Here is a 14,474-nt window from a genome sequence, read left to right as displayed (position 1 = left end):
CTTTAGTCGTAATAATAGCTTAAAAGTTACATTACAACTATATTACGAGAAACTGGAATTTGGAAGGGAATTTATATTAACATATCCTTAAATTTTATTAAGAAAAACCTTTTAAAAAACACCCGCTTGGATCAGCGGGTGTTTCTTATGGAACAAGATTCTTCGGCAAATTCAGACTCGACTTGATCATTTTGTCGGAATATAAAACGTAAACGTCGTTCCTTTGTCCATCCGGCTGTGCACCGTAATGGTACCGTTGTGAGCTTCCACAATATTTTTAACAATAGCCAGTCCCAGTCCGGTTCCTGCTCTGCCTCTTGTCCGTGCTTTATCTGCTTTATAGAATCGCTCAAAAATAAACGGCAGATCCTCTTCCGGTATCCCGGAGCCGGAATCTTTGACGTCTATTTTTATTCCATCCTTAACCGTATGAACGGAGATGGAGACATTGCCGCCTGATTGAGTATGACGCAGCGCGTTATCAATTAAATTGGTAAACACCTGCTCCATCTTATCTTCATCAAACATAAATTCCTCTTCAGTGAGAGAAATGTCCTGATGCAAAGAAATATTTTTTTCTTTGGCAACGCCGGAAAATTTGCGCATGATCTTTTCTATAAATTCATTAAGATTGATTTGTTCATAATGCAATCCAGTATGGCCTGATTCCATTCGCGCTAAATCAAGCAAATCGTTGACAAGGCGGCCCATTCGCAGCGACTCGTCATATATAATTTGAGCAATCTCTTTTCGGTCTTCTTCGGAGCTCGCAATGTCATCGACAATGGCTTCACTGTACCCTTGAAGCATGGAGATCGGCGTTCTTAATTCATGGCTGACATTTGCGATAAAGTCTTCGCGCAATTTATCAAGGCGGCGTTCTTCGGTCATATCTCGAAGAACGGCAACCGCGCCTCTGACATGCGATTCCGCATACAGCGGCGACATCAGCAGCACCCACGATCTGCCCTGCAGCGTCATTTCAATCATTTGTTCTTTTTCTGTGCTGACAGCATTTTGGAACAGTTCTTTTGCTTCTGGCGGAAGATTGTCGCCTTCTTTAATATTCATATTCTGCTCATAATACCAAGCCTGCAGAAAACGTTCGGCCGGCGGGTTTGTCACGAGAATCGTGCCGTCGATATTGATGGTAATCACTCCGTCAGCCATACTGCTTAATATGTTTGAAAGCTGTTCTTTTTCTTGGTTGAGCGCATTGATATGAAAGTTAAGCTGCCGTCCCATTTGATTAAAGGCGGTTGCCAGCTCACCGATTTCATCCTGGGTTAAAATCGGGATTTTCGTGTCAAACTTGCCCTTTGCCAAATCCTGTGCGCCCTCTCTCATTTTTCGAAGCGGATACGTGACCCTGCTTGATAAAAAGAAAGCAAAAAATGTGGTCAGCACAATCGCAATGCCTGCGGCAAGGAATATATAACGGGTCGTGTGTTTTGTTGTGTCTTTGACAGCAAGCAGAGATTGAGATAAAAAGACCATGCCTTTTTTTCCGTCTTTTTCATACGGAACACCCACAATCAGGCGTTCATTATCCGTGTCTCTGCCACTCAGGCCCGTGCGTTTACTGACTTTTTTATGGTTGTCCAGAGCCTGATATAAATCCTTGTCCCGCTGTATTTGCTCAAGCGTGATAGATGAGAGCCGATTTTTATCGTTCGGCGAATACCAGTATTTTTTCTCATCCTGTATGATCGCAATGCTTGTTAAGTTATCAGCGAGCTCCCAGGTGATCGACCTTGCCAGCGCCTGATCCTCGTGTTTTTCTAAGATGACTGCGACTTTATTTGCAAGCTGGGTTAAATCATTTTCGGCTTCTTCCACATGATAATTTTCGATAAACTCGAGTAAAAGCACCGTTAAAATAAATAATACGATCAGGACAAGAGAAAGGATCGTAGCCCACAGCTTGCCTACTACGCTTTTCCAAAATTTCATTCAGCGCCTACCTCGAATTTATAACCGACGCCCCATACGGTGACGATTTTTTTGGCAGCTCCCGGTGATACTTTATTGAGCTTTTCCCGGAGACGTTTGACGTGTGTGTCTACTGTACGCAGATCGCCAAAAAATTCATACTGCCACACTTCCTTGAGAAGCTTTTCCCGATCATACACTTTGTCAGGTGTTTTCGCTAAGAAGTAAAGGAGCTCATACTCTTTCGGTGTTAAGCTCACTTCAGTTCCGTCAGCAGTTACCCGATGGGCATCATGATCGATTGACAGATGAGAAAACACCAATACGTTTTTCGTCGGCGTATTCGCATTGAAATAAGAGTTTTGAGATGCCCTTCTCAGAAGCGCTTTTACCCGCAGCACAACTTCTCTCGGACTAAACGGTTTGACAATGTAATCATCTGTTCCCGATTCAAACCCCTGCACCCGGTTTGCTTCTTCTCCTTTTGCGGTCAGCATGATAATTGGTGTAGCTTTTTTTTCGCGAATTTGGCGGCAGACCTCAATTCCGTCTGTGCCAGGCATCATTAGGTCAAGCAAAATTAAGTCATAATTGGTTTCGAGGCCTTTGGCAATGGCTTCATCACCATTTTCCGCTTCTTCAATCACATAATTTTCACGTTCAAGATACATTTTTAAAAGGCGGCGAATTCTGGCTTCGTCATCAACTACTAATATTTTGGTTTCATTGGTTTGGTCCATCGTTTTCCCCCTGCTTTCCTTCTGTTACTTTCATTTTATCAAATCGTGAGAAAGTTTGAGAACTGTATCGCTTTGTTCTGGACTATGCATAAGAATGAAGTCCGGCAAGCACAAGATTTACGAATATTAAATTGAACATAATGATAGCAAAACCGATTACGGCCAGCCATGCTGATTTCTCACCGTGCCATCCTCTTGACAGCCTTAAATGCAAATATGCGGCGTAAAACAAAAACGTGATCAGCGCCCATACTTCCTTCGGGTCCCAGCCCCAAAATCTCGTCCAAGCAAGCTGAGCCCAAATCATGGCAAAGATCAGCGCGCCGAGTGTAAAAATCGGAAAACCGATGGAAACGGCTCTGTAGCCAACCTCATCCACCAGATCAAGATTCACGTTTTTCACCAGAGGATGTAAACAGGCACTGATTCTTTTTCTGACGATCAGGCGAAGCGCTCCGTACAATAGGAGTCCAGCTCCAAACGACCAAATCACTGTGTTTACCTTTCTGCCTGAGAAAAGGGCCGGAAGCTCTGCAATGGGCTGCATTTTCCCCTCGGTGATAAGCTCACCCTCATGCGGACCTACAAGTGCGGGCATTTCATAGACCATCACGCTTTTTTCCTTATTCTTATCCACCCAGTTAAACTCAGCTTCATAGCCGGCAAAACGAAACACAGATGTTATCACAATAAAGGCAACTGCCGTCACCATAATAAACATGATAGCTTCAAGCCAAAAGGTTTTTTTGCTTGGTTTTGTCTGGTCAACATGCTTCAAAAGAAAAATGACGCCTGCGACAAAACTGATGGCGAGTATAGCTTGCCCCAGCGCGGCCGTGGTTACGTGGATATACAGCCAATTGCTCTGCAATGACGGAATTAATGGCGAAATGTCCGTCGGAAACATGCTGGCGTATGCAATCAGCAATAAAGCGATCGATAATGTAAACAGACCTAATGAAGGCAATTGATAGATAAAATAAAGGATAATAAACGCAAGCACAAGCATCATGCCAAAGGCCGTTGTAAATTCAAACATGTTGCTGACAGGCGCATGGCCGCTGGCAGCCCACCTTGTAATAAAATAGCCCAGGTGGCAGAGAAAACCGGTAATCGAAAGGGTAATCCCGATCGTCGCCCACCGGTTTGCCCTGTCTTTTTTATTTTTCCTTCCGCGTATGGCCCCGCCGAAAATCGGGACCGCAATTAAATACACGAGAAAGGCCGCATAAAGAAAATTTCCGCTCAGCTCCGCCATGACACCACTCCCTTTTCGCCTATTTCTGTGTTTTCATTAATTCTTTTTGGTCTGCTGGTTCAGTCAGCCCCGTATCGGCTAAAACAAATTTTAAATCCTGCTTTAGTCCGTACCAGTTTTTATTGGTATGGCCGGCAACCATGACTGCACCTTCCTGTGTATGCAGCCAGATTCTGCGGTGCTGCCAGTACATTCCTTGAATGACGCCAATCATAAAAATGGCTCCGCCGATGGCAAGCACCCAAAGCGTCAGATCTTTTCTGACTGTCAGACCGGTTATGTTTTTCGTTTCGACATGGTCAAATTTCAACTTGTACTTATTGCTGCCCGACCCTTCAATTGTTTCTTGAATGGCAACAAAGCTTTTTTCGCCTTTTGGCTTATCTGGCGTTATGATATTAAAAACAAACGCCGGATTGTTAGGGATTTTTGTTTTTGTGCTCGGCTCTCCGTCCTGATTAAAATAGAAGTCAGGAAGGTAGCTGGCGACCTCAACTTTGTAACCGTTGCCAAGATCATAAACCGAATCTGGATCCAATAGGTTGATCTTTAAGCTCCCAAAGGATTTTTTTGATTTTTTGTCAATCAGCTGAAACACCATCTGATCGAGCTGATTCTCTTTATAATCCACCTGATAAACAGAAAACGAATCAAAGCGCAGCGGCTGGTTGACACGAATATCTTCTTCTTTTACTTTTTTCAGCTTCGGCTTCTCTCCATAGACAATTTTGCCTTCCCGTTTATAGAGAACCGCGTCTGTTTGAAAGTTTTTCGCGACCTTTCCGCTTCCGACTCTGTCAATGGCATCAGCGAACACCTTTTTTTCTGTCTCGCTGTTATAAGTCTCTACGCTGAATTGATTGTTTTTCAAATAATATCTTCCGTCTGTGCCTGGAATTGCCGCAGTTTCGCCTTCTCTGACCCAGAGCGTTTCATCGACGTACATGCCCGGCACAAATCTCAGCATTGCGCCAATCAGGAAAATGATTAGTCCTATGTGATTGACATACGGACCCCAGCGGGAAAAACGCCCTTTTTCCGCCAGAATGCTGCCCTCTTGTTCTCGTATTCTATAACGCTTTTTCTTTAAGAGAGTCACAATCTTTTCTTTTTCTTCAAGGTTGAGCTCGGTCTCCGTTTCACTGAACAGCCGCTGTCTTTTTAAGAAAACAGGGCTTCTCCTGACCCCCTGATTTTTCAATGCCCTGTACAGGGGAATCACGCGGTCAAGGCTGCAGATGACAAGAGAAATGCCGATAGAGGCAATCAGCAGCAAGTACCACCAAGATCCATATAAATGATGGAACCCGAGTAAATAATAAAGCTGGCCAAACGTGCCGTATTGTTCTTTATAATATGTATCAGCCTGAGCGCCGGGGGGCAAATAGGCTTCTTGAGGAAATATAGTCCCGAATGCTGATGCTGCAAGGGTTATGACGATAAGCCATATTCCGACCTTAACCGAAGAAAAGAAGTTCCATATTTTATCAATGAACGTTTTGTTATAGGTTTGTGAACGTCTCGCACTTCCATCGTATCTCATATCAGCAAGCGGGGGCTGCGTTTCCTGAAGCGCCCTGCCGCACGATTCACATAAAACGGTTCCTACCGGGTTGATATGTCCGCATTCACATTTTACCTGCTTCATCCCGAAGTCGCTCCGGGTTTTATCAGATTCATATAGTCATGGATCATGCTTTCTGTCATAGTGCCGGTCACCACCTTGACAACTTTTCCTTCCGGATTGATTAAAAAGGTTGTCGGAAGCGGAGATACGCCATAGGCATCAAGCACCTGACGATCTGTATCCAGGACAACCGGAAAATTCACTCCGTAGGATTTCATAAAATTATGTACTGCTATCTTTGACTCCCCAACATTTACCGCGACAATTTCAACGCCTTGGTCTTTAAAATATTTGTATTGGTTCGCCATATAAGGAAATTCTTTTTTGCACGGCTCACACCAGGTGCCCCAGAAATTCAAAAAAACACCTTTTCCTTTTAAGTCACTCAGCTCAATACGTTCCCCATTCGTATCTTCAAGGACAAAATTCGGTGCCTCGGACCCTTCGGATATGCTCTCTTTGTCGGCAAATACAGCATTGTATATTGTATAGCCCAGCGCGCAGATTAAAACGAGAAGGATGCCGGTCCGAATGAATAAACGCCTTTTTTTCTTCATTGTCCACTGCCCCCTTCCCCTATTGCAGATCCATTCAATTATATCATTTCACAATCATTTCACATTTCTAACTTTTTGAAGGTTATGTGAAACTTAGAAAGCGTTTTTACCGTGTTCCGCTAGCGCTCTGAGTCTTTTGACTTCATGCGGCGTAAGCTCTCTTGCGTCTCCCGTATTTAAGCCTCTCAGATTTAAAAATGCGTATTCTTCCCGCTTCAGCTTAATTACTTCATGTCCGATTGCTTCAAACATGCGGCGCACTTGCCTGTTCCGTCCTTCATGGATGGTCAGCTGTATAATGCTTGTTTGTTTTTTCTTATCCAATGAAAGCAGCTTCGCTTTGGCAGGCGCTGTTTTGCCTTCCTCTAGCATAATGCCGCGCTCCAGCTTTCTGATCAGCTCTTTAGACGGTATGCCTTTTACCTTTGCTACATATGTTTTGTTTATTTCATATTTAGGGTGCATCAGCTTGTTGGCAAACTCGCCGTCATTGGTTAAAAGCAAAAGACCGCTTGTATCGTAATCCAGACGTCCGACCGGATAGATGCGCTGCGGCACTTCTCTAAAAAAGTCCGTCACGACTTTGCGCCCTTTGTCATCATCCGCTGCGGAGATCACGCCTCTTGGTTTATATAGCAGAAAATAAACAGGCTCTTCACGTTCCACTTTCAAGCCGTTTACTTCAATCTGATCAGAACCGGTGACTTTAACACCAAGCTCTGTTATTACTTTGCCGTTCACCTTTACTTTTCCTTCTTTAATCAGCTCTTCTGCCTTTCTGCGCGATGCAACTCCGGCGTGAGCAATTACTTTTTGCAGTCTTTCCATGTCTTTCACCTCAAGTATTATCTTACTTTTTTCAACCTGAACAAACAAGCTTTTTCAGATTTCGCATGCTTTATCTAAAAAAACGCCATTTTCAGGCGCTCCCAAATAATAACGTAACGATGATGATAGATGCAACTACACCGATTAAATCAGCAAGAAGTCCCACCTTTAACGCATCACCCATTTTTTTAATGCCGACCGCTCCGAAATACACCGTCAGCACATAAAGTGTTGTATCCGTTGATCCCTGCATCACCGATGCCAGCCTGCCAATAAAGGAATCCGGTCCATACACTGCAATTAAATCGGTGGTCATACCCAGAGCAGCCGTACCGGAGATCGGACGGATCAGCGCAAGCGGAACCACCTCAGCCGGTATGCCGATGGCGGAAAAGGCCGGCTTTAAAAGATCCATAAAAAAGTCAAGCGCGCCTGATGATCTGAAAACGGTAATCGCAACAAGCATCCCTACTAAGTAGGGGATAATCGAAAATGCGATCTCAATTCCTTCTTTTCCGCCTTCAACAAAGGATTCATATGTCGGCACCTTTTTGATTGTTCCATAAAGTAGAATGCCGGCAATAATGATAGGGATCATGGCTAAAGACAGCCAGTTGATAATTTCCATCGGCTTACCTCCCCTTCTTTTTACGGCGGTAATAAAAATAACGGTCAATAATAATGGCGCCGATTCCAGAAATGAGTGTCGCCAAAATGCTCGGTCCGACGATATCTGTCGGCGTTTTGGAGGAATAGGCCATTCGCACGGCGATAACCGTCGTCGGGATGAGAGTAATGCAGGAAGTATTAACAGCTAAAAAAGTGATCATGGAACGGCTCGCTTCCGAACGGTTTCCATTCAGCTTTTTCATTTGCTCCATTGCTTTAATGCCAAGAGGTGTGGCCGCGTTCCCGAGACCGAAGAAGTTCGCCATGAGATTTGATAAAATGTAGCCCATTGCGGGATGATCCGGCGGTATGTCAGGGAACAGCTTAGAAATAAAAGGCCTGCACATACGGCTGAAAATATCCAGCAATCCTGACTGTTCAGCTATTTTCATTAAACCCAGCCAAAAAACAAGCACGCTCATAAGTCCAAATGAGATTGTGACAGCTTCTTTGGCTCCTTTAAACACCGCCTCATTTACATCTTGCAGCGTTCCATTGCACATCGCAAATACTAGCCCGATCACAGTTAAGCTGACCCAGATTATATTGACCATTTTGCCCCGCCAGCCGCATTCAGAAAAATGGATTGAAACGTTTCAAAAAACTTTTTTTTCGGTTTTTGATTTCGTTCGTTTTCGTAATAGATCGGCACTTTTGCGATGGTTTCATCGTTGAACATGACTTTCATATGTCCTACAATATCCGGAATTTTTGAGACATCCTTTTCCCAGGCTTTTTTCGGTTTGAGCAGGGTAGTGTTGATTTTGACATCTTCTTTTTCTTCTTCGGTAAGCAAATAGGTGATGTCCCGTTTGATGAAAGCTTTAGACTCATAAAATGTACCTTTGAGCTTAGGAATATCTCCTTTTTTTGCGATTAAATATGTTTGATAATGATCAAATACATAGTTAAACATATTCATATGATCATCCCAATCGTCGGGGTCATTAATGGTAACGGCTATCAGATTAACGCCGTCCTTTGAAGCGGTTGAAACGAGTGTGCGTTTTGCAAGCTTGGTATAGCCTGTTTTCCCCCCTGTGCTGTATGGGTACAGCATCGTCAGCAATTTATTTTTGTTTTTCCATACGCTTTCCATTGTTTCTGCTTTGTATATTTTTGTGCCGGAGATGGTTTGATAGTCTTTGAGCTTCATGGCGTATTTCGTTAAAACAGCCATGTCATAAGCTGTTGAGTAGTGATTTTCATGGTCGTCCAATCCGTGCGGGTTTTGAAAACGGGTATTCTCCATACCGATTTGTTCTGCTTTTTGGTTCATCATATAGACAAATCCATCGAGGCTTCCCCCGACATACTCAGCAATCGCAACAGCAGCATCGTTCCCGGATCTCAGCATCAGGCCATACACAAGATCCTTCAATTTTACTTTTTGCCCTTCGGTTAAATAAATGGCCGAGCCCTCTGTTCTGACCGCATTTGCAGAAACAGTCACGGTTTCTTCCATTTTTCCGGATTCAATGGCGAGAACAGCGGTCATGATCTTTGTAATACTGGCAATCCGCCTTTTTTCATGCTCGTCCTTGGCAAATAACACTCTTCCTGATGTGCCGTCAATGACAATGGCGCTCTTCGCACTGACATTTATAGCTGCATGTGCTGTGTTCACATTTACATTTGCAAATAGAAAAGAAATGATGACTATTAATACAGCTTTTTTAAAAATGCGCATGTTTGTTCACGTCCTTGTGGTGGTTTGTACAAGTTTATGCGCATGTCCATCAGTTATGAATAACAATTGTGTCTTGGCCTGCAAACATAAAAAAACTCTCCCATAAAGGGAGAGTAAGTGTTATCTGATTGATGCCATGCTAGATCCGGACGCTTCGTAATGAGCCAGTTCTTCCCTCATCTTCAGAAACGCTGCGCTCAGCGGCAATAATAATTGCTCCAGAGACTGCGGAACAGCATGGTAGAACTCAATTGCGCTGACTCCGGTATATGACGCCCGGCTGTTTTCACACCAGGTGTCTTTCTTTGGCATAAAGAACTCTTCAATGCATTGATGATACACATTGTAAAGTGTTTTTTCCGCTCTGGTTTCCTGAAATGGCTCTTGCATAAGGAGACGGCGGCATGCTTCAGCGCCTCCTTCACAAAATACTGTCATTCTTCTCAGCGTGCTCAGCACATCACAGCAGTATGCCTCTTCAACAGGCAATTCAGCCTGCATAGACGCCAGTGTGGTTTCATTTAAATAATCATTAACGGTATTGACAACCATTGATAAGAATTCGCCTGTTTTTTGAGTCTGCACTCGCACAATCGAATGTCCCATTTCGTTTGGTATCTTCCCCTCATGTCTTTGTCTCTCACATTTTGCTTCTTTCATGATAGCTACTTCTTCCTTATATCTTATGTTGATGAAAAAGCGCGATTCATTAAATCTCTATTTTATGTCTTCAAAGGTTTGGTTAAAGTTTTCAAAGAATAAATCCGCTTCTTCTTGAAGAACGTCATCTTCCGCATTTTCAGGCAGCGGCGGAAGCTCGTCCAGCGTTTTTAAGCCGAATTGCTCAAGAAAAGTCGGCGTCGTGCCGTATAAAATGGCCCGTCCCGGACCGTCAGCGCGTCCGACTTCACACAGCAGCGCCTTGGCGACAAGGCTGTGTAAAATTCTTTCTGATTTCACGCCTCTGATATCTTCAATTTCCGCTCTCGTAATCGGCTGTTTATATGAAACAATCGCCAGCACCTCCAAAGATGCCTGGGAAAGGCCTTTCGACGGTACTTCGATCAGTTTTTTCAAGTACGGCGCAAAGTCCTTTTTGGTGGAAAGCATGTACGTATCTGCATATTCAATTAGTTCAATGCCTCTTGTATCATGACGGTAATCGTCTGCCACATCCGCCATAATGGTGTTCAGTTCAGGCTCTTCTATTTCAAGCACTGTTAACAGCTGTTTTTTGGTCAGTCCTTCATCGCCTGCCGCATATAGAAGGGCTTCCACTATAGCTTTCCAATTCACGATATCAAGCCCCATGAATGGATTCACTCCCCATAATGTAAATATCTGAAAAATTTTGCTCCTGCTCAATCAAAATCAGCTGATTTTTCATCAGTTCTAAAACCGCCAGGAAGGTGACAACCAAATGTTCTTTTTGCTCATATGAAAAAAGATCCATAAAATTGATTCTTTTCCCTTTTGATTTCAGGCTGTGCACGATTTCATTCATTCTGTCTTCGATTGGTATTTCCTGTCTTGTAATTGTTGTTTCCATCGGCCTTGTTATTTTTTTTCGCTTCAGCACTTTTTGAAAAGCGCCAATCATATCGTAGACTGTGACTGACAGCTTTTGCTCCGACTGTTTCACTTCTTTTGCATATTCGCTCAAGTCACTCGGCGGTTTCGTGAATGATTTTTGTCTTTCTTCTTCCCGTTCCTTTAATTCCTTCGCCGCGTCTTTATATTTTCTATACTCAATCAGCTTTTCAATCAGTTCCTCCCGCGGGTCTTCTTCCTCAAGCAATTCATCCTCAAACAGCTCTTCCTCTTGCTTCGGGAGCAGCATTCTGCTTTTAATACTGAGCAGTGTGGCAGCCATCACCAAATACTCGCTGGCGATATCAAGCTCAAGCACACGCATCGTATGTACATATAATAAATATTGTTCAGTAATCTTCGCCACAGGTATATCATATATGTCAATTTCAAGACGATTGATTAAATGAAGCAGCAGGTCCAATGGGCCTTCAAACGTATCAATTTTTACTTGATATTCTTCCATCATCTCACCATTTTCAAGTATCACTCTCATTGCCGGATAAACTGGCTACCCTTTAGTATAAGCCACCAAAAAGCTCTCGTCCAATACTATTTCATTTCCTGCATTTCAAGAGATTTGTGCTGAATATTCAAATAACAAGATATCCGCCTACACAAAAAAGGGCAGGTGTACATAGGATGCTCGCGTAGACCACAACAAAGGAGGCTGAATGTTCATGGGAGAAAAGTGCTTCAGCGGCGGTTTCGCTTTAATTGTCGTTTTGTTTATTCTGCTGATTATCGTAGGTGCCGCTTGGATTTGCTAGAACTAAAAATGAGCGAATCCAATGCGCTGTTTTTTCCTTTTATCTGTCCTGTGTTACACTAAAGGCGGATTAAAAGGAGGAAGCATCTTGTACCCGAAAGCTTATATCGATTATCTCGTTGAATTTCACGCAACACGGGATTATTTTGAATGCCATGAAATACTAGAAGAATATTGGAAGGAAGATCCTCCGAACAAACGAAACATACTTTGGGTCGGCTTTATCCAGCTTGCTGTTGCTTTGTATCATCACAGAAGACAGAATACAGCCGGGGCCAAAAGATTGCTGGCAAACAGCATACGGATTCTTCAAGCGGAAAGACAAGCGGTGGAAGATTTGGGGCTTGATCATACCCGTTTACTGGAGCTTATGCAGTCGGTTTACGAACAAATTGAACTGGGATCTTCCTATAAAAGCATCATGCTGCCAATTAAAGATGAGAGGCTGAAGGAAGCATGCCGCATTGAATGCAAGCAAAAAGCTTACACTTGGGGACAGCCCAGCACACTCACTGATAGATTTCTAATTCATAAACATCGTTTGCGGGATCGGACTGATGTCATCCGCGAACGCGAGAAAGAAATTGAACGAAGAAAAAAAAGCAGAGGCTGATAACAGCCTCTGCTTAATTATTGTATGAAATGTCTTGATCCTGCTGACCTTGACAGCGTTCGAAAAAGCTCTGCGTTAATTCATTCGGAACCAGTACCTGCGTTTTGAATAAATGCTTTAAAGCATCCATCATCTGTTTTCCGATTCCTTGATGGCGATGAGAAGGATTCACACTGATATGCCGGATTTCAACCTCGGAATCCTTTTTTTCAACTCCGATTGCTCCGACGATATCCTCGTCCTCTTTCCAAAGAAAGAGCTGGCGGTCTGTATCCGTTTCGTAGTCCTTAATTGTCTGCTGAAGCTGCTTAAGATCTTTTTCATTTGGCATAAATGAAAGAAGTCCCATCGCAATCTTTTCAAACGATTTTTTATAACGAATTAACATAAAAACCCCTCTATATCCTAAATGTCCAGTTCTATCAAACGGATAAGTATAGGTGATCCGTTTTCTCACATTATATCATTTTCGCCATATTTTTAAACTGTTTTCAGCAAATTATTCAAATGAACGGTTTAAATTTGCCATTTCTATGGCAGAAACAGCACAATCTACGCCCTTATTGCCTGCTTTTGTTCCAGCCCGTTCAATGGCCTGCTCAATGTTTTCCGTAGTGACAATTCCAAAGATCACAGGTACGCCTGTTGTGTTCGCTGCTTGCGCGATGCCTTTTGCAGCTTCGTTGCAGACGTAATCGTAATGAGTCGTCGCGCCTCTGATGACAGTGCCGAGTGTAATAACGGCGTCATATTTTTTTGTTTCCGCCATTTTTTTAGCAGCGAAAGGAATTTCAAATGCGCCCGGAACCCAAGCCACATCAATATCGTTTGTATCCACGCCGTGTCTGAGCAAAGCATCTTCTGCCCCGCTCAGCAGCTTGCTTGTAATAAAATCATTAAATCTTCCTACTACGATTCCGATTTTAAGACCTGTACCAACTAAATTTCCTTGTATGATATTCATATGATTCCCATCCTTTTTTGTGATTTTTGTTATTAGAAATGAAGTAAATGACCTAGTTTATTCATCTTTGTTTGCAAATATTTTTTGTTGTGCTCTTTGGCCTCCATTTGAAGCGGCACTCTTTCTGTAATGCTGAGACCATACCCTTCAAGTCCAGCAATTTTTCGCGGATTATTCGTCAAGAGCTTCATATTCCGCACGCCGAGATCGCGTAAAATTTGAGCACCAATGCCGTAATTGCGCAAATCAGGCAAAAAGCCGAGCGCTTCATTAGCTTCTACGGTGTCATACCCTTCTTCCTGAAGCTTATAAGCTTTTAACTTATTGATCAGACCGATGCCCCGGCCTTCTTGGCGGAGATACAAAAGCACTCCCCGGCCTTCTGCGGCAATTTGCGTCAGCGCGGCGTGAAGCTGCGGGCCGCAGTCACAGCGATGAGACCCAAACACATCACCTGTGAGACACTCTGAATGAACCCGAACCAATACTGGTTCTTCATTAAACGGCACATCTCCCATCACAAATGCGACATGCTCTTTTCCATCGATCTCATTTGTGTATCCGTACACCTTAAATGTGCCAAAATCAGTAGGCAAGGTAATATCGACTTCCCGCTCTACAAGTGTTGTCAAGTTGTAGCGGTACTCAATTAAATCCTTAATGGTGATCAGTTTTAATTGATGCTTTTTCGCAATTTCAATGAGCTCAGGTACCCTTGCCATCGTTCCGTCTTCATTCATTATTTCACAAATGACGCCAGCTCCCTGAGAACCGCAGGCTTCAGCAAGATCAACTGCCGCTTCTGTATGGCCCGCTCTTTTCAGGACACCTCCCTTTTTCGCAATCAGCGGAAAAATGTGCCCTGGACGCTGAAAATCTGCCGGCACTGAACCGCTGTCCAGCAAAGCTTTGACAGTAAATGATCTTTCCTGTGCGCTGATTCCCGTTTTTGTCTTACGGTGGTCAATGCTTACTGTAAAAGCAGTGTGGTGGGAATCTGTATTGTGCTCAACCATAGGATGAAGATCGAGCCTGTCAGCGATTTCCTCACTGAGAGGCGTGCAAATCAGCCCTCTTCCGTGCGTCGCCATAAAGTTAATCACTTCAGGAGTCGCATGCTCCGCAAGAGCCACAAAGTCTCCTTCGTTTTCTCTGTCTTCATCATCCACAACAATGATGACTTCGCCTTTTTTTAAAGCGTCTAATGCCTCTTCTATCGGATGAAACATGCAAATCT

17 protein-coding genes are annotated in these 14,474 nt (G+C 43.5%); 2 read left to right on the top strand and 15 right to left on the bottom strand.

Annotation, left to right across the window (positions count from 1 at the left end; all coding sequences use genetic code 11):
• Positions 1-186 precede the first annotated feature (186 nt).
• From resE to scpA, 12 genes are all read right to left on the bottom strand, one after another.
• Positions 187-1,953, bottom strand: a complete 1,767-nt coding sequence (gene resE / locus H7F27_RS09495) for a sensor histidine kinase ResE (protein ID WP_185848866.1) — start codon at positions 1,951-1,953, stop codon at positions 187-189.
• The gene (gene resD, locus H7F27_RS09490; RefSeq protein WP_010334777.1) at positions 1,950-2,672 is read right to left on the bottom strand and encodes a DNA-binding response regulator ResD; all 723 of its coding nucleotides are present in this window, start codon (positions 2,670-2,672) and stop codon (positions 1,950-1,952) included. The genes resE and resD overlap by 4 nt, the downstream gene beginning before the upstream one ends.
• Before the next feature lie 82 nt (positions 2,673-2,754).
• Positions 2,755-3,930, bottom strand: a complete 1,176-nt coding sequence (gene ccsB / locus H7F27_RS09485) for a c-type cytochrome biogenesis protein CcsB (protein WP_185848865.1) — start codon at positions 3,928-3,930, stop codon at positions 2,755-2,757.
• A gap of 19 nt (positions 3,931-3,949) precedes the next feature.
• The gene (gene resB / locus H7F27_RS09480) at positions 3,950-5,578 is read right to left on the bottom strand and encodes a cytochrome c biogenesis protein ResB (protein ID WP_185848864.1); all 1,629 of its coding nucleotides are present in this window, start codon (positions 5,576-5,578) and stop codon (positions 3,950-3,952) included.
• The gene (gene resA, locus H7F27_RS09475; RefSeq protein WP_024121902.1) at positions 5,575-6,114 is read right to left on the bottom strand and encodes a thiol-disulfide oxidoreductase ResA; all 540 of its coding nucleotides are present in this window, start codon (positions 6,112-6,114) and stop codon (positions 5,575-5,577) included. Before resA ends, resB begins: the two co-directional genes overlap by 4 nt.
• Positions 6,115-6,207: 93 nt before the next feature.
• A complete protein-coding gene (gene rluB, locus H7F27_RS09470) occupies positions 6,208-6,942 on the bottom strand; it encodes a 23S rRNA pseudouridine(2605) synthase RluB (RefSeq protein WP_024121903.1) in 735 nt (244 codons plus the stop codon).
• A 91-nt stretch (positions 6,943-7,033) separates the two neighbouring features.
• On the bottom strand, positions 7,034-7,570 hold the full coding sequence (spmB, locus tag H7F27_RS09465; RefSeq protein WP_010334782.1) for a spore maturation protein SpmB: 537 nt from the start codon (positions 7,568-7,570) through the stop codon (positions 7,034-7,036).
• A gap of 4 nt (positions 7,571-7,574) precedes the next feature.
• On the bottom strand, positions 7,575-8,165 hold the full coding sequence (spmA, locus tag H7F27_RS09460; protein WP_024121904.1) for a spore maturation protein SpmA: 591 nt from the start codon (positions 8,163-8,165) through the stop codon (positions 7,575-7,577).
• Entirely contained in the window at positions 8,153-9,301 is a 1,149-nt protein-coding gene (locus H7F27_RS09455; RefSeq protein ID WP_059293674.1) for a D-alanyl-D-alanine carboxypeptidase family protein, read from the bottom strand. Before H7F27_RS09455 ends, spmA begins: the two co-directional genes overlap by 13 nt.
• A 120-nt stretch (positions 9,302-9,421) precedes the next feature.
• Positions 9,422-9,961: a YpuI family protein gene (locus tag H7F27_RS09450; protein WP_185848863.1), complete on the bottom strand. Its 540-nt coding sequence runs from the start codon at positions 9,959-9,961 to the stop codon at positions 9,422-9,424.
• Between the two features lie 57 nt (positions 9,962-10,018).
• A complete protein-coding gene (scpB, locus tag H7F27_RS09445) occupies positions 10,019-10,612 on the bottom strand; it encodes an SMC-Scp complex subunit ScpB (RefSeq protein WP_044154877.1) in 594 nt (197 codons plus the stop codon).
• Positions 10,602-11,357: a segregation/condensation protein A gene (scpA, locus tag H7F27_RS09440; protein WP_024121908.1), complete on the bottom strand. Its 756-nt coding sequence runs from the start codon at positions 11,355-11,357 to the stop codon at positions 10,602-10,604. Before scpA ends, scpB begins: the two co-directional genes overlap by 11 nt.
• A 214-nt stretch (positions 11,358-11,571) precedes the next feature.
• Here scpA and H7F27_RS09435 point away from each other — a divergent pair, with 214 nt between their 5' ends.
• Both H7F27_RS09435 and H7F27_RS09430 read left to right on the top strand, forming a co-directional pair.
• Positions 11,572-11,661: a YjcZ family sporulation protein gene (locus tag H7F27_RS09435; protein ID WP_024121909.1), complete on the top strand. Its 90-nt coding sequence runs from the start codon at positions 11,572-11,574 to the stop codon at positions 11,659-11,661.
• An 87-nt stretch (positions 11,662-11,748) separates the two neighbouring features.
• Positions 11,749-12,273 carry a DUF309 domain-containing protein gene (locus tag H7F27_RS09430; protein WP_103671743.1) on the top strand — a complete coding sequence of 175 codons (525 nt, stop codon included), beginning with the start codon at positions 11,749-11,751 and terminating at the stop codon, positions 12,271-12,273.
• Positions 12,274-12,286: 13 nt separating this feature from the next.
• Here the strand turns inward: H7F27_RS09430 and ribT are convergent, their stop codons facing one another.
• From ribT to H7F27_RS09415, 3 genes are all read right to left on the bottom strand, one after another.
• Positions 12,287-12,661 carry a GNAT family N-acetyltransferase RibT gene (ribT, locus tag H7F27_RS09425; protein ID WP_003223910.1) on the bottom strand — a complete coding sequence of 125 codons (375 nt, stop codon included), beginning with the start codon at positions 12,659-12,661 and terminating at the stop codon, positions 12,287-12,289.
• Positions 12,662-12,772: 111 nt separating this feature from the next.
• On the bottom strand, positions 12,773-13,237 hold the full coding sequence (gene ribH, locus H7F27_RS09420) for a 6,7-dimethyl-8-ribityllumazine synthase (protein ID WP_024121911.1): 465 nt from the start codon (positions 13,235-13,237) through the stop codon (positions 12,773-12,775).
• Between the two features lie 32 nt (positions 13,238-13,269).
• Positions 13,270-14,466: a bifunctional 3,4-dihydroxy-2-butanone-4-phosphate synthase/GTP cyclohydrolase II gene (locus tag H7F27_RS09415; RefSeq protein WP_024121912.1), complete on the bottom strand. Its 1,197-nt coding sequence runs from the start codon at positions 14,464-14,466 to the stop codon at positions 13,270-13,272.
• Between the last annotated feature and the right edge of the window lie 8 nt (positions 14,467-14,474).

It is taken from the genome of Bacillus sp. PAMC26543, from assembly GCF_014250375.1.
In the GTDB taxonomy this organism is placed as follows: domain Bacteria; phylum Bacillota; class Bacilli; order Bacillales; family Bacillaceae; genus Bacillus; species Bacillus halotolerans.
The sequence above is the reverse complement of the archived record's forward strand: the minus strand, read 5'-3'. Positions and strand labels throughout refer to the sequence as shown.

What these genes read in the sequence shown, in the direction of transcription:
- resA (WP_024121902.1), bottom strand. Translation starts at nt 6,114, where the DNA reads ATGAAGAAAAAAAGGCGTTTATTCATTCGGACCGGCATCCTTCTCGTT.
- scpA (WP_024121908.1), bottom strand. Translation starts at nt 11,357, where the DNA reads ATGGAAGAATATCAAGTAAAAATTGATACGTTTGAAGGCCCATTGGAC.
- ccsB (WP_185848865.1), bottom strand. Translation starts at nt 3,930, where the DNA reads ATGGCGGAGCTGAGCGGAAATTTTCTTTATGCGGCCTTTCTCGTGTAT.
- H7F27_RS09415 (WP_024121912.1), bottom strand. Translation starts at nt 14,466, where the DNA reads ATGTTTCATCCGATAGAAGAGGCATTAGACGCTTTAAAAAAAGGCGAA.
- ribH (WP_024121911.1), bottom strand. Translation starts at nt 13,237, where the DNA reads ATGAATATCATACAAGGAAATTTAGTTGGTACAGGTCTTAAAATCGGA.
- scpB (WP_044154877.1), bottom strand. Translation starts at nt 10,612, where the DNA reads ATGGGGCTTGATATCGTGAATTGGAAAGCTATAGTGGAAGCCCTTCTA.
- resB (WP_185848864.1), bottom strand. Translation starts at nt 5,578, where the DNA reads ATGAAGCAGGTAAAATGTGAATGCGGACATATCAACCCGGTAGGAACC.
- H7F27_RS09435 (WP_024121909.1), top strand. Translation starts at nt 11,572, where the DNA reads ATGGGAGAAAAGTGCTTCAGCGGCGGTTTCGCTTTAATTGTCGTTTTG.
- rluB (WP_024121903.1), bottom strand. Translation starts at nt 6,942, where the DNA reads ATGGAAAGACTGCAAAAAGTAATTGCTCACGCCGGAGTTGCATCGCGC.
- resE (WP_185848866.1), bottom strand. Translation starts at nt 1,953, where the DNA reads ATGAAATTTTGGAAAAGCGTAGTAGGCAAGCTGTGGGCTACGATCCTT.
- spmB (WP_010334782.1), bottom strand. Translation starts at nt 7,570, where the DNA reads ATGGAAATTATCAACTGGCTGTCTTTAGCCATGATCCCTATCATTATT.
- ribT (WP_003223910.1), bottom strand. Translation starts at nt 12,661, where the DNA reads ATGTTAATTCGTTATAAAAAATCGTTTGAAAAGATTGCGATGGGACTT.
- H7F27_RS09450 (WP_185848863.1), bottom strand. Translation starts at nt 9,961, where the DNA reads ATGAAAGAAGCAAAATGTGAGAGACAAAGACATGAGGGGAAGATACCA.
- resD (WP_010334777.1), bottom strand. Translation starts at nt 2,672, where the DNA reads ATGGACCAAACCAATGAAACCAAAATATTAGTAGTTGATGACGAAGCC.
- H7F27_RS09455 (WP_059293674.1), bottom strand. Translation starts at nt 9,301, where the DNA reads ATGCGCATTTTTAAAAAAGCTGTATTAATAGTCATCATTTCTTTTCTA.
- spmA (WP_024121904.1), bottom strand. Translation starts at nt 8,165, where the DNA reads ATGGTCAATATAATCTGGGTCAGCTTAACTGTGATCGGGCTAGTATTT.